The following is a 15,883-nucleotide window of genomic DNA, read 5'->3' as shown; positions in this document are numbered from 1 at the left end:
TGATTTATTCTGGTTAATGTATGAGCTCCAAAAATAGCAGAGAGCCCATGCAACAAAGCCGGGTATATCGTTCAGATATACCTGCATATTGTTCCAATATACGATTATTTTTGTGTGCCTTGAGATTTTAGATATAAGACATGAGATTTAAGATTGTTATGGGTTATGTGTCAGGTAACCCGTAACACATAACACATAACTCATAACTCATAACCTCAACAAACTAACCCACTACTTAAACGCCGTTTCCAATACGACCAACCGCCGGTCTCCCGCATAGGTCACATTGACATTGGTCGCGTTTACCGGGCAATCTACCGATATCCTGCCGCCGGCATTGATCACCTGAACCTTTTCGGGCAGATCATTCACCTTAATGTGTATGCTTAACGGCTCCTTTGCGGGATTCCATACTACCGAACTCATGGTATTAAATCCTTGCGGGATGCGGCACCAGAATTTTGCTGTTCCGGTTGTGGATGAGTCGATCAGCTTAGGCTGACCACCAAAAGTCTGCGCATAAGGGCCCCAGGGTCTGCGACCATTAGCCACATACTGTATACCCGGCCGGGTATTAAAGCCACTCCGGCGTCCACCGGCAAACTGGTAACCTTCTTTAGTCACTACGATTTCCTGTTTGGGCAGATCATTATAAGCCGGAATACGGGGTGTGGAGTTAACCAGGAAACCGCTATAATAATCGGTCACAATACCCTTTTCTGTCTCATATTCTCCCCAGATTATCGGGCTGGTAACCAGCTGGTAACGCTCGTGACCATCGGGTTTGCTGCTGTATTCGAGCATGTTGGTCAGCAGGCGACTGGCTACAGGATCTGCTCCTGCCCGGTTAGCTAAATCCATTCCGCAAAGCAATACGCTTCCTGCTCCGTCAAATTGTTCGGCCAGGGCCACCGATTGCAAGCCCGAAGCATAGTTACCAAGAATGGCAATATCGCCTACAGCATCGCGGTTTTCAAACATAAAGCCATCGGTTACCGGGTAAATCTGCGGCATTCCGGGTTTTGATTCATTCCAGTTGCTATAATCAGACCATACTTTCAGGTTCTCGCGGGTAATGCCGTAAAATACGGGATGTTCCGGTCGTTCGGGATTGACATAGTAACCATTTCTTGGTGCAGTGCTGGATACCGGGTAAACCGGGTCATCAATATCTACGGTTGAGTTTTGCAGCTTATAATTCAGAATAGCGTTCACATTGGGCAGGTGCAGGCTATCCTGGCGCAGCACGATCACACGACCGCCTTTGGCCACAAAATCTTTGATTTTCCTTGCCGCTTTTACAAAGGTTTCGTCAGCAGCATTTTCGCCGATAACCAGGAAACTTCCTTTAGCGATATCTCCAGGATTGTTCAGCTGTTTAACATCTATTTTAAGATTGCCGAATGCAGCTTTGGTCTTTCCATTGTTATCGTACAAGGCCACCGAAGCCTGTAAGGGCATAACCGGCCGGGTGAATAATTTATCGCCGATAAACAATTTGTAAGTATTTTCAGAAACAATCCTGTTTGCGGTCTTTACTTTTCCAGCGAGCCAATAGTTTCCTGTAACCAGGTTTTCCGGAAGCTTAACGGATAATTCCTTTTGAACTGTTCCGTAATAACGAATATCGCCCAGTTTTATACTGTCCGACAGAAACACCATGCCGGCTTTGTCTTTCAACTGGTAGCTTAGTGTAACGTTTTTCAGGTCTTTAAAATCATCGCTATCGTTGATAATATGAGCAACAGGATGTATCTCAGCACCGGCAAACGCATTGGGCGTCCAGCACTCCCAGCTCAGCAGCACCGGCTGGTAAGATATTTTTACCTGGTCGGTTACCGGCTTGGGGTTCATATCCATAAATTTCTGAACGGTATTCCAGTTATAGAACAGTATGGTAAACGGGAAAACACCGCTCAGCTCATTATTTACCACACGTAACTGCCGGAAAGTTTCGGTAACCTGCTTCATGGTAAAGCTCTGATGCTCATCGGCAAGCTGAGCCTGCAAATTCTGGGCGGCATGTCCTGTCCAGGTAAGCTGTGAGCTTGGATTTTTATGGGCCGGCGTCAGGTTGTAGCGCCCGTCGGGGCCGGTATAATTACCCACACATTCTGTAAAGGTGATGGGTTGTCCCACTTTTTTAGGAAAAGGAATAATATCGGCATTGTTGCGGATGTGTAAAAATGTAAACGGCGAACTGTAATACCAGCCCCAATACCGGTGCAGATCGCAGATATCGCCGGTTTTTCCATAGCCGTAACCCGCATTGGCAATATATACACGGGTTTCATCCCACTGCTTTAATTTATGATAGGCATAATCCAGGAATTTTTCCCATTGTACGGCACGGCTTCCCTTGAACGGCGTTTCGTTGGTCATGGCGTATACCATCAAACTAGGGTGATGCGCTATAGCGCCCAGCTTGATATTCTCATACCAGGATACTCCCCGGTCATAATCTTTTGGAAAACCGCCGTCGGTTTCATCACCTACCTGCTCAAACTTTCCTACCTTCTCTCCCGCTGCTACCTTTGAGCCGTAATTACCGCCAAATACCATCATACCCAGCTCATCGCATACATTAAACCAGGTTTCATCATCCGGTATGCGGATAATATTTACGTGAATACTTTTCATGAACCTCACATAATCCTCGGCAAAACTGCGACTAGTTTCCACGGAATCAGGGATACCCCTTCCGGGCGGATTAATGGCTATGCCCCGCAAAAAGATGGGCTTCCCGTTCAGGAATAAATTGCCATTCCGGCTGGCAAAGCTCCTGAAGCCAAGCCGTTGTTTCAGCTCATTCAGCAATTTTCCGCCACGGTACTGCTGCAGGGTAACCTCGTACAGATATGGATTTACCGGCTCCCACAGAATGGGTTTGAGGCTTTTAACGGTAAACTGTAAATAATCTTTCTCGACCATTTTTACGGCTTCGGGATTTACTGCTCCCTGCCACAATATGCTGTTATCTTTTGCAGACCGGATAACTGCTTTAAATGTATTGGCTGCCGATGCACGGTATGAGGCATCAACCACCAGGCGCACATAATCGATTCCGGTAAAGGGCGTCAGCCTGAATGTTCCCGGTGGCTGCGCAACCGTAACCCGGACGGATAATAAAGTAATCAGTAAAAAGAAAAAGGATAGTCGTTTCATGTTTATAGGTTTATATTTAAAGTCTCAATACATTCCGCTGGTCAGGATTTGTAATCCTGACTTTGTTAGCGCCGGATTTAAAATCCGGAGTTATAGCCACCGGGATTACAAATCCCGGTGAGCGGAGATTTCTCAAATCTCATATCTCAGCACCCACTCTACCAAATCTCTAATTTAGGCTTATCTGCCGATTCGGAAGAGCTGATGAGCACTTTACGGCCTTTATCTTCATCATCGCCCAGTTGCCGCGTTTCACGAACCAGGATAAAAGTAACGGCTTTACCGACATGTTTCTTTAACAAGTTTGTAACATCCAGGTTATGATATTGCGGTGTTGTGGTAAATGCCAGTTCGCCGGCTATTGCGGCTTTAGTGCCTACCTCGTGTATCAATGCTTCCTTTTTATCTAATAAAGGCGCATTCGTCCAGTTCAGCTGATTTTGCTGCCATGCGACCGATGGTACGGCATATACATGCAAACGATACGGCCGGTTATCTTTATCCGCGTAGCCTTTAACCCGGAACAGGATGCGCCGTGCGGATGTCACATTGGTTTTAGACAGATCAAAGGAAATGTAGCTCACTTTATTATTTGCCGGTTTTGAGGCATCTAATTGCACCTCAAGCTGCTTATTAGCCCCGTAGTTCTCTGACGAATGTTCACCGCCTGCAACAGAAGCATCGGCTGAAGCATATACTACCGAATGTGCTGTTTTTTTACCTGCCGGGATGGTTAGCAGCATCACGCTCTGTGACGGTAAGGTCAGGCTGAGCTTTTTATCGCCGGATACGGTCAATACGTGGCTTGCTTCGCCGTAATAATCCTTATTTACGGTCTCGGCAATCGCGGTGCTGCCTGCTGCCACATCAAGCTGGGAAATATCGATGGTTAAGCGGTAATCGAATGTACCACGCTGAACCAGCCACATATAATAGCTGCCGGATGCTTTGTCGAACGATGTCCAGCTATCCAGATCATTATCTTTTACTGAGGCCGACGTTTGCAATAAGGGCCTTTCATTCTTAAATCCTTTGGCAAATAAACGGACTACTTCGCCGGTACGCTGTATACCCGAAATATTGTAATCCGGTGTATCAGAGGGGCCATCATTCTTATCGAATACCTTAATCTCACGCACTTTTATCTGCCCTTTATCGGTACTTTTAAACCGGATGCGACTGGTGGACACCGGCGTTTTAAACGTCATGAACACCTGGGCATATTTGCAATTTTTCTGTACCGCACCCGGAATATCTTTCCACGATCCGTTGCTGAAATATTGCAGACTGAAATTCTTCACTCTGTCGGGACTGGTATACACGCCATACGACGAACCGGTGTACACCACGGCGCTGCCAAGGTTTCGCGTTTCGCCCAGGTTTATTTCCAGCCATTTACCCTGCGCCGTAGTATCCGAGATCCAGGTTGAGGCATCGGATTTATCTCCGTCGGTAACTAATTTTGCCGATGCTGTTTCGCTTCCCGCCGTTACTGTTTTGTCCAGCGCCAGGTTGGTATAAGCATCTTCTACAATGCGTTTTCCCTGCCAGATATAATGATGCCCCGATTTGATGCCTAGCGGATAGGTGCTGCTTGAGGTATTGGCGAGCTTAAAGGCCCACATGCCATAACACCCGTTCTTCATATTATTGGCATAGATACCAGCCCACTCGGTAAACAGCGACGGCGAATCCATAGTTTCTTCCTTATCAATCAGGTAAGCATTCATCCAGCGACCGATCTCGGTATAAACAATAGGCAATGATTGATGTGCGGGATGATTATCCATAATAATTTTACGGATATTGCTTACCCGCGATTCGTAACCTGCCGCAGGTGAATTGTAGGAATGGGTGGAAAAAATATCGATCAGATCATGATCGATGGTCTTTCCATGATAATCTGTACGTATGGCTTTTGAGATGGCCGCCCACCAATCGGTATTCTGCCCTGCGGTAACCGGCCCTACGAATTTGGGCTCAAGCTTTTTGTTGTATTGCTTATTGACATCGTTAACGGCGGCGTGTATAGCGTCTGACACGATCTGCATACCCATGATCCAGGTTTCCAGCTTCATGGGGCCTGCATTGCGGTGATTGGGTTCGTTATGCATGGCAAACATAGCTACGTTACCCCGCTTTGCCGTATAGTACGCCAGTGCGTAAAAACGCTGCCATTGCTTCCATTTATTTTCCCAGTCATCCTTAAAATCGGTATTATTAATTTGCAGCACCACCTGGATGCCCAGCCGTTTTAATTCATCCAGCGCATAATTAAATTCCATAGCATTGGTTGATGAAGAATCGAGCTTATCGTATAACGGATATAAATCATTCCATTTGATGTAGCTGTTATGCTCCGGGTTAGCCCGCAATCCGGCCTTCCGTTTATCAAACTCGCTTACGGTCTTTATAGCAGGATTTACTTCTACAGCACTTTCGGGGACAAATGAATTGAGACTTGTCCATACCCGCAAAGCATTCACGCCTGAATATTCAATCCAGCCGGATACGTTACTGCCGGGAAAATAGTAACCCTGGTTGTAACCCACAAATTTCAGGCTCTTGCCGATGATTTTATTGTTTACGGTAATAACCGCATCTTGAGGACTGGTTATTTTCTTGGTTACGGGGATATCAGCATTCACACTTGGTGGTGCTGGCATATTGGACATTTCATCGCCAAAGGCTTCTATTTCCATGATGCTGATGGGTTCTCCGTCATCGCACACGAGGCGTATTTTATAGGTGCTGATTCCGGGATTAAACTTAAAATCAACGGTAGTCAGCCTGTTTTCATGTACTTCTGCTTTGGGGAAATCACTCCAGTTTGCGTCGTCCCAATATTGCAATTTAAAATTCTTTACCGACCAGAAACCGGCAGCCTGGGTCATTTCATCCGGCTTCTTTTCGCTGTCCATAATACCGCTATGCACCCTGATCTCCGTAAGGGTATAATATTTTTTCAGGTCGATCTCTACAATATGCGGGGCTTTTGACAAACTGGCAGCCCATTTTGACTTTCGCGATATTACTCCGTCAACCATGTTTCCTGCCGGATTAGCCGGGTCTTCGGATGTAACATATACCGGCTTATGCAAGGCTATATTGGGTTGCTGTGCATTGACTTTTGTTGCCGTAAGAACCAGCAAAATGCTGAATACGATGTTATTTATCTGCCTGATATTTCTCATTATTATACTGTAGCGATTTTCTTTTAGTTTTTAAGACAAGTTAAATTATGGATTTATCGGTTCAATTACATTATGTAAGATTGCTTCACTCCAATCATTCACCCAACCCTTTCCCGAAGTCTCGGGACAATGACGCTCCTATTTTCGTCTTTGCGAGGAGGTACGACGAAGCAATCTCTTACGTTCTCACTATATGTTAGTTTACAATTCTTTACTGCCGCACTAACCGTATCCCGCTTAGCACAGGATTTCCTTTTACTTTACCAAATTCAACAAAAACCCCTTGTCCATTCTTAGCTTCGGCGATCACTTTCTTCTTTACAGCCACACCCTGCCCGTATTCGGCTGCAAGATCAATATTCCGCAAAAAAAGAGAACCGTTAACCGAAACGTTGAATACCCGTTCATTCTTATCAATTTTTTCCGGCTCAATAAAGCATAGTTCCAGCTCATACCGGCCATCAGGAACATCAAACCGGTAGCCTTTAACATCATCCTGGTACGAATAAAACAAGGGCGTATCATTGGTATGGGTTATCAATGTCTTGATATTCAACATCGCCTGAGTGCCGCCAATATAACCGTAACCGCCTTTTTTATACGGGCGATCTTCAATCCATATCTGTCCGGCATCATCAATATATTGTGCATTTGAACCTGTATTCACAGCCAGCGAACTAAAACCAGGCGCTATCTTATCATCAAAAACCGAGTAATGAACAACTACCCTGTCGGCATAAGTTATGCCATCCTTTATCCCCGTTGCCAGCACTACATTATCGCCTTCCTGAAGAGTTACTTTCCAGCTAAGCTTATTCACACCATCCGGTTTATGCGTTCCATACGATTTTCCGTTTACCGTTAATGTTACCTCGCCTGTGTTGGCATACACATCAATGGTTGACGGAGCTCCCGGCTTTCCGCCACGTTTCAGCCAGTCGCGGGTGGCAACATACACCATCGGTTCGGGGTTCCAGTTGGCTTTATACAGGTAATATACATCCTTAGGCTTGCGATCCCAGGTAGCCATTCCCTTGTGGTTCATGTGCGACATGGTTCCACCCACGTTGGGCTGCGAGAAATCAAATTCGTTCCAGATGGCCGTACCAGCCAAATAAGGCATATTTTTCATCTGTGCCAGATAAGATTCATGATAATAGCGCTGATACTGTCCCGAAAAATCCAGCCGTTGCGGATTTTCGGTATTGATCTGCTTATCGCTTTCTGCGCCGTACTCGCTGATCAGCAGCACCTCATGCGGATAAAGCCGGTGCTTTTCATTAAATAGCTTACTAAATTCCGCTACCTCTCCGCTATACCATCCATTATAAATATTCCAGCCCGAAACTGCCGCAATGTTTGCAAAACCATATTTCTCGTAATCATCGCTCATGTGCATGGCCATGGTGCTGTAACGTGTAGGATCTTCGGCTCTTACGGTACTGTCTAACTGCACAGCGAATTTCTTAACGCCATTGACATAAGCGGTATCGGTTTGTACCTGTATTCGTTCTGAATCTTTGCTCCACAGCAGCACCTCGTTCATTGAGCCCCATACAATCACCGATGGATGGTTATAATGTTGCCTGATCATCTCCCGCAGCATATTTTTGCTGTTATTCAGAAATTCTGCGTCAACGTTCATGTTATTCACTACGGGCACTTCTTCCCATACCAGCAAACCCAACTTATCAGCCATACGCAATACTTCGGGATCCTGCGGGTAATGTGCCAGGCGCACAAAATTACAGCCCATTTCCTTGATCAGCTTCATATCACGGATGTGATCTTCGTTGCTAAGCGCCGATCCTTTGCCTTCCATATCCTGATGACGGTTAGTTCCACGCAGTACACACTTCTTCCCGTTCAGGCTAAAACCGGTATCGGGGCTAAAGCTGAACCAGCGAAATCCTAACGGATTACGGATCTCATCCACTACTTTCCCGGCTTCGATCACCTGGCTGACCACCGTATATAAATAGGGATTTTCGGGACTCCACAAATTGGGTGATGAGATATCCCCGCTGGTAAGATTGAATTCTTTGGTTTGTCCGGCATTAGCCAACAGGTTTTGCTTTACCGTAGTTACCAGCTTTTGTTGGGCATCATATATCTGATGGATAATTTCAAATGTTTTTGATCCGGTTCCGTCGTTTTTCACGCTTCCGCGGATGTTTACCGTGGCCTGTTGTGCCGAAACCTTTGGTGTGGAAATAAAAATGCCGGAGGAGGCATGATCGGCCATATTAAAATGCAACTTATTTACCGCGATAAGCCATACATCGCGATAAATGCCTCCATATAAGGCGAATCCGACCGATAAAGGGGGAATAAAATTATCCTGTGCATTATTTACCTGTACAGCAATCAGGTTGTCGGCGCCAAAATTCAGGGAGCCGGTAATATCAAATGAAAATGCGGTATAACCGCCTTTATGCTGCCCCACAAAAGCACCGTTTACATACACATCGCTAACCTGGTTAGCCCCCTCAAAATACAGGTATACTTTTTTATCCTTCAGGCTTTCATCAACAAATAACGTTTTGCGATACCAGCTAATTCCCCGCCGGTAAGTTGCATCATCGTCAAAAGGGTCTTTGGCGTTCCAGGTATGAGGCAGGTTAATACGTTCCCAGGCATTGTCGCTGGTTTTGGCAAGCATGGCAAACTCACTGCCCGAAGGTTTAAACCTCCAGTTATCATTCACGCTCCACTGCACCCTGCCCGGTGGCGTTTGGGCCGGCGTTATACGTGTCAGAAACAACATACAGGCACACAATAGCAAAAATCTCTTTAGCATCACAGGTATTGATTCCGGTTATAAATTGACAAGCACAAGGTATACAGAGCCGGAAAGATTGATACCTGATAAATGAAACAGATATACCGTACAAATCAGACCTGATGTAACAATATACAGTACAAATGTGTTGCAGCATTTAACAGGTATAAATGGGAAAAATGACCCGTACTAATTTTTAAAAGTCAGCTTAATTTTATTAACAGTTTTTGCCTATGAAATCTATATTAAACAAGCTGAAGTCTAACTTTTATGCCGGTCTTCTTTTCATTGCTTTTTTACTAATCAGCTTTTTATTATTCGTTCTGAGAACAATGATCTGATAGTCAGAATACTAAATAAACGAATCCAAAAAGCCAACACTTAATCAATTCTAAATTTAAATGAAAGTATGAAACGATTACTTAAACATCCAATTCATCTCTTCCTGCTGTTTGCTGCATTATGCTATAGCAGTATAGCGTTAGCTCAGGCAGAGATTATTAAGGGTAAGGTTACCGCTCAGAGCGATAACGGCCCTTTACCGGGAACAACAGTAGCTGTAAAAAGTACAGGCAAAAAAGTGGTTACCGATGCTAACGGAAATTACCAGATAGAAGCCGGCAATAACGATATGCTGGTTTTTACTTCCGTAGGATTTATTACCCGGGAAATTCCGGTTTCGGGTAAAACAACCGTTAATGCCGTACTGGCATCGGCCATTACCAACCTGGAAGAAGTTGTTGTTGTGGGATACGGAACCCAAAAGAAGAAAGATATTACCGGGGCCGTAGCATCGGTAGACAGGAAACGGCTGGAAGACCTGCCCAACACCAATTTCGCACAGGCTTTACAGGGAGCTGTTGCCGGCGTATCTATTGACCAGAGCAGTGCCGGAGCCGAAGGCAACAGCAATGATATCCAGATTCGGGGCAGCAATTCTATTACAGCCAGCAATACGCCGCTGATCGTGTTAGATGGTATTATTTATAATGGCAGCATATCGGATATTAATCCTACGGATATTGAATCCATTGAAGTATTGAAAGATGCTTCATCAGCGGCCATATACGGTTCCCGTGGTTCTAACGGAGTAATACTTATTACCACTAAAAAAGGAACACGAGGCAAGCCAACCATTACTTATGACGGTTTTTATGGCATACAGCATTATGCCAACCTGCCGGATATGATGAGTCCCGAAGAGTTTTACCAGTTTAAGCAAACCCGCGAGCCGGGTGTGATTACCGCTTCAGAACAGGCGGTATACAGCTCTAAAAATTTCCCGAACTGGGCCGACCTGGTAACCCGGACCGGCCAGCGGACACAACATTCGCTGGGTGTTAGCGGCGGCAGTGAGAATACCCGTTATTATTTGTCAGGCACCTACCTGGGTGTTAAGGGAATTGCCATTAACGATGATTTCAAGCGTGTTTCAACCCGTGTTAACGTAGAATCTAATGTGACCAAATGGTTAACATTCGGTACCAATACGCAATTATCCTACAATAACCGCAGCGGCCTGCCGGCCACTTTTGCCGGCGAATACGGCGCATTTACCTTTAACCCGCTTACTACAGCATACAACCCCGACGGCTCTCCTACCATATATCCCTGGCCGGAGGACACCTTTTTTGCCAATCCCCTTGCTCCTACCCTGGCCAGCAATGACGATGAAACCTATAAGGTGCTAACCAACAATTACCTGAATATAGACCTGCCGTTCATTAAAGGATTATCATACCGTTTAAATACCGGTATAGAGTATACATCGCGTGAGCAGAAAACCTATTACGGCATGAATACCCGTACAGGTGTACAAAATAAGGGTAGCTTAGGAACCCGTAACAACCTGGAAAATAATTTATTGATTGAAAACATCTTAAATTACAACCGCACATTCGGCAAGCATACCATCAGCTTTACAGGATTATATAGCTACCAGTATGATGTAAACAAAGCAGATACGCTGGATGCTACCGGTTTCCCGAACGACGTTTTAACCTATTATCAGGCCAATGTCGCTCTTTCTGCATTGCCCGCAGCCGGCTATACCAAAGAAACGCTGATCTCACAGATGGCCCGTATCAATTACTCGTACGATAGCCGTTACCTGCTAACGCTGACGGGCCGTAGAGACGGATTTTCCGGTTTTGGCGAGAACTATAAATACGGCTTCTTCCCGTCTGTTGCCCTGGGTTGGAATATCAGTAACGAGAAATTTTTTAATACTAAATGGGTATCTAACCTGAAGCTCCGTTTATCGTACGGCAGTAATGGTAACCAGGCCGTAGGTGCTTACCGGACATTAGCCGCCATGTTAGAACGATCTTATGTTAATGGCTCCTCTACAGCACCCGGGTACATTCCCAAAACATTGGCCAATCCCAACCTGCGCTGGGAAACTACCAATACTGCAAACCTTGGGGTTGACTTTGGCCTGCTGAACGGTCGTATACAGGGAAGCCTGGATGTCTATTCGGCAAGAACACACGACCTGCTGCTGAAACGCCTGATATCATCTGTGCATGGCAGCAGTTCCATTGTACAGAACCTGGGTAAAACAGCCAATAAAGGTCTCGATCTTAGCCTGAACAGCATCAATATGAAAACAGAAAGCGGGTTTTCATGGAACAGCAACGCTACCTTTGCATTTGTACGTAACAAAATTTTAGACCTGTACGGCGATGGCAAGAACGATACGCTGAATACCTGGTTTATCGGGCAGCCTATCAATGTAAATTTTGACTACATCTATGCTGGTGTATGGCAGCTTGATGAAGCAACAGAAGCCGCTAAATACAATGCCAAACCGGGCTATGCAAAAGTTGTCGATTTAAATCACGATGGCTTGATCAATCCTCGCGACAAAACCATTATCGGCAGCCGGCAACCCGATTTCATCTGGGGTTTAGGTAACACCTTCGCCTATAAAAACTTCACATTCTATGTATTTATGCAGGGTGTACAGGGCACCAGCAGAAGTAACCCGTTGTTGATAGATGATGTAAACTCGGGCGTAAGGTATAACACGGTTAAAAAGAACTGGTGGACGCCGGATAATCCTACTAATGAATATTATGCCAACGTTGTGGGAGCAAACACGGCACCTGCACATATTTTTCAAAGCGATAGCTATCTTCGGGTAAAGGATATTTCATTTTCGTATGATATTCCGCAGAAAGTGCTGCGGGATATTCACGTAAATAAGCTACGGGTATACGTTAATGCCCGGAACCTGTTTACCATTACCAAATGGACGGGTATGGATCCCGAACTGACAGATCAGAAAGGCATCCCTTTACAAAAGGAGTTTATTTTCGGGTTAAACATTGGATTGTAAAAGCTTAAACAGAAAAGTCATGAAACTACATAAAAAATTAGCAACCGGCATCTTCACCATCACCTTATTGGCCGGTTGTTCAAAAGATGCACTAAAAATAGACGCCCCGGGCACCTTACTTGCCGACAACCTCTATACCAATAAAGCAGGTTTTAATGCCGGTATCAACGGGCTGTATAACGAGGTCAGACGCTCACGGTCGGGTATTGATTATGGCTCGCCAAACTCCATGATGCTGGGGCCGGCATTCATCGGTGTTGATAACGCGTATGGTAACTATGCCAGCGTTTTAGAAGACATCTTCAATAAATTCGGAGCCAATAACAACTCCTCGCAACCACAGTTCAGCAAAGAATGGGCCTGGCTGTATGAAACCATTAACGCGGCCAATACCATTATCCACCGGGCAGAAAACCCGGGTATAGACTGGACAGAAGCTCAGAAAAATGAGATACTGGCCAATGCCCGTTTCATCCGGGCCTGGTGTTACCGCCATTTAACCTATTTATGGGGCGATGTTCCGCTAACGCTTGAAGAATCGTCGGGAGAAAATATCCGCGAGGATTGGCCACGCAACAGCGTAGCAGAAGTACGCAAAGCGATGGAAGATGACTGGTTATTTGCCGAACAATATTTACCCGAAGAACCCTCCAATGCCGGCGAAATGACCAAAGGCGCTGCCCAGCATTACCTGGCAGAGCTTTATCTTGCCGAAGGGCTTAACGAAAAAGCCAGGGATTACGCGTTAAAAGTTACCACCAATGCCAAATATAAACTGGTAACAGCACGCTTTGGCGCTAATGCCTCGCAACCCGGCACCCCATTTACCGATATGTTTATCGGCGACAACGCGAACCGCAGCGCAGGTAACACCGAAGCGCTTTGGGTACTGCAAAACGAATTAAATGTGGCTGGCGGCGAAGGTGATAACCTGATGCGCCGTTATTGGGTGAATCGCTATTACTCATTTACAATGAAAGGTACCGACGGAAAAAGCACTTCGCCATTCCTGGTATCAGCCGACTTTGGCGGCCGTGGTATCGGGCGGTTCGGGCCAACCCTGTATGCTATCAGCCTGTACGATGCCGGCGATGATCGCGGTTCGGATTACGCCTGGCGATTTTCTTATACCATCAATAACCCCAACGGTGTTCCTGCCGGGTATCATTTGGGAGACGTCGTTGCACTCAACCGTACCTCTATAGAGAAAAACTCTAATGCTAACTGGCCCAGTACCCGTAAATGGGATTATACCAGCCCTATCGACGTTAACGTTGACCGGCAATATAACGATCAGATGTATATCCGCTCGGCAGAAACATACCTTATTCTGGCCGAAGCGTATCTGAAATTAGGCCGCACCGATCTGGCCAGCGATGCAATTAATGCCTTGCGTAACCGTGCTCATGCACCAACGGTGAATGCCAGCCAGATCACGCTTGACTTTATTTTAGACGAACGTTCCAGGGAACTATTCTCTGAAGAAGAACGCCGCTATACGCTGCTGCGTACACACACCTGGCTAACGCGTGTAAAACAATACAACCATATAGCCGGGCCGGTAGTAACTGCACGGGATACCTTGTTGCCTATTCCACAGGATGTAATTGATGCCAACCGGGTGACACCCATGCCGCAGAATAAAGATTATTAAACTGGGCCTCGGGGTAATGACGAAAATAGAGCATCATTGCTTCTCCGCCAGTTGGCGGAGAAGCAATCTTTATTAACCTGTTTTTATAACGGCAACTATTTTTAACGGGGCTGACCAAAAAGTCAAAAAACACTGTCATTTTGACGAGAACTTTTTAGTCAACCCCGTTTTACTAAAAAGTCCGGAAATAAATAATAAATAGAAACAAAAGTTTATTTCGGGGCAACCACTGTACAAAACGCCAGTTTTTGCTTAGATCTTATACTGATCGTCTGAGACCTGCTCCAGCCAGTCAACCACTTTCCCGTTAAGATTTTCCTGTATGGCAATATGGCTCATTCCGTTTGTTGCCGAAGCACCATGCCAGTGCTTTTCGTTAGGTTCAAACCAAACTACGTCTCCGGGACGAACCTGCTCTACCGGGCCGCCTTCGCGTTGTACCCAACCAAGCCCGGCTGTAATAATCAGGGTTTGCCCAAGTGGATGTGTATGCCAGGCAGTTCTCGCTCCTGGTTCAAAGGTTACGGTAGCAGCCGCCCCACGCCGGGCTTCATTCGCGTCAAATAAAGGATCTATCCTCACTGCACCGGTGAACCAATCCGCTGATCCCTTTACGGATGGGTTCGAGCCATTTCTTGTAATTTCCATAATAGCTATTTATAGTTAAAATTCCTGGTTCAGACCCGTGCTCATTTTTTCAATGATGCCATATCGATCACAAAGCGGTATTTTACATCGCCTTTCAGCAAACGTTCATACGCTTCATTGATCTGCTGTATACCGATCATTTCGATATCGGCCGTAATGTTATGCTTACCACAGAAATCAAGCATTTCCTGGGTTTCAGCAATACCACCGATCATCGAGCCGGAAAAGCTTTTGCGCCCAGGGATCAGGCTGAAGGCAACAACCGGCAATGGCTGCTCCGGAGCGCCTACCAACGCCAGCGAACCGTCTACCCGCAACAGGCTGAGATAAGCATTGATATCATGTTCGGCAGAAACAGCATCCAGTATGAAATGCAGTTTACCGCGATATGCAGCCATCTGCTCAGCGTCTTTGGATAATACCACTTCATCTGCACCCAACCGCCTGGCCTCTGCAAACTTTGATTCTGAGGTGGTAAAAGCCACTACCTGTGCCCCCATTGCTTTAGCCAGCTTGATAGCCATGTGACCCAGACCGCCAATACCTACCACACCTACCTTTTTGCCCGGGCCCACGTTCCAGTGGCGCAGCGGTGAATAAGTAGTGATGCCTGCGCATAACAACGGTGCAGTGGCCGCCAGATCCAGGTTTTCTGGTATACGCAGCACAAAATTTTCATCAACCACAATACTTTCTGAATAGCCCCCGAAAGTTTGCATATTTAAATGCTTATCAGGCGAATTGTATGTGCCGGTCATACCGGGTTCGCAATATTGCTCCAAACCTTCCTTGCAGTACTCACATTCCCGGCAGGAATCCACCATACAACCCACGCCAACCAAATCGCCAACCTTAAATTTGCTGACATGATCGCCCACGCTGACTACTCTTCCCACAATTTCATGGCCGGGAACGCATGGATAGATCGTACCATGCCATTCGTTTCTGGCTGTATGTAAATCGGAGTGACAAACACCGCAATACAGGATATCAATGGCCACATCATGCGGCGTCGGTTTCCGACGGTTAATATTTAATAGGTTTAACGGTGCTTCGGCCGCTTTAGTGCCATACGCTTTAACTGCTGTTATATTCATCTG

7 protein-coding genes are annotated in these 15,883 nt (G+C 46.0%); 2 read left to right on the top strand and 5 right to left on the bottom strand.

Annotated features, from left to right (window positions below; genetic code table 11):
• Window positions 1-231: 231 nt before the first annotated feature.
• The 3 genes from FW774_RS19905 to FW774_RS19895 all read right to left on the bottom strand — a co-directional run bounded on the left by FW774_RS19905 (window position 232) and on the right by FW774_RS19895 (window position 9,159).
• Window positions 232-3,165 (bottom strand): glycoside hydrolase family 2 TIM barrel-domain containing protein, encoded by a 2,934-nt coding sequence (locus tag FW774_RS19905; protein WP_149350238.1) that lies wholly within the window; start codon window positions 3,163-3,165, stop codon window positions 232-234.
• 158 nt (window positions 3,166-3,323) lie between these two features.
• Entirely contained in the window at window positions 3,324-6,359 is a 3,036-nt protein-coding gene (locus FW774_RS19900; protein ID WP_149350237.1) for a discoidin domain-containing protein, read from the bottom strand.
• A gap of 211 nt (window positions 6,360-6,570) precedes the next feature.
• Complete coding sequence (locus tag FW774_RS19895; protein WP_149350235.1) at window positions 6,571-9,159, bottom strand: glycoside hydrolase family 2 TIM barrel-domain containing protein; 2,589 nt, start codon at window positions 9,157-9,159, stop codon at window positions 6,571-6,573.
• Window positions 9,160-9,550: 391 nt separating this feature from the next.
• Between FW774_RS19895 and FW774_RS19890 the strand changes: the two genes are divergently transcribed.
• The gene (locus FW774_RS19890) at window positions 9,551-12,481 is read left to right on the top strand and encodes a SusC/RagA family TonB-linked outer membrane protein (protein WP_149350234.1); all 2,931 of its coding nucleotides are present in this window, start codon (window positions 9,551-9,553) and stop codon (window positions 12,479-12,481) included.
• Window positions 12,482-12,500: 19 nt separating this feature from the next.
• Window positions 12,501-14,135, top strand: coding sequence for a RagB/SusD family nutrient uptake outer membrane protein (locus tag FW774_RS19885; RefSeq protein WP_149350233.1), 1,635 nt, complete (start codon window positions 12,501-12,503; stop codon window positions 14,133-14,135).
• 252 nt (window positions 14,136-14,387) lie between these two features.
• On the opposite strand, the gene FW774_RS19880 is transcribed toward FW774_RS19885, so the two are convergent.
• Together FW774_RS19880 and FW774_RS19875 are read right to left on the bottom strand one after the other, a co-directional pair.
• Window positions 14,388-14,783: a cupin domain-containing protein gene (locus FW774_RS19880; RefSeq protein ID WP_149350231.1), complete on the bottom strand. Its 396-nt coding sequence runs from the start codon at window positions 14,781-14,783 to the stop codon at window positions 14,388-14,390.
• Window positions 14,784-14,824: 41 nt separating this feature from the next.
• Window positions 14,825-15,880, bottom strand: a complete 1,056-nt coding sequence (locus FW774_RS19875; protein WP_149350230.1) for an NAD(P)-dependent alcohol dehydrogenase — start codon at window positions 15,878-15,880, stop codon at window positions 14,825-14,827.
• Window positions 15,881-15,883 lie beyond the last annotated feature (3 nt).

Origin of the sequence: Pedobacter sp. BS3 (genome assembly GCF_008274585.1) — a bacterium.
GTDB lineage: Bacteria > Bacteroidota > Bacteroidia > Sphingobacteriales > Sphingobacteriaceae > Hufsiella_A.
This window is presented reverse-complemented; position numbering and strand designations above follow the sequence as displayed.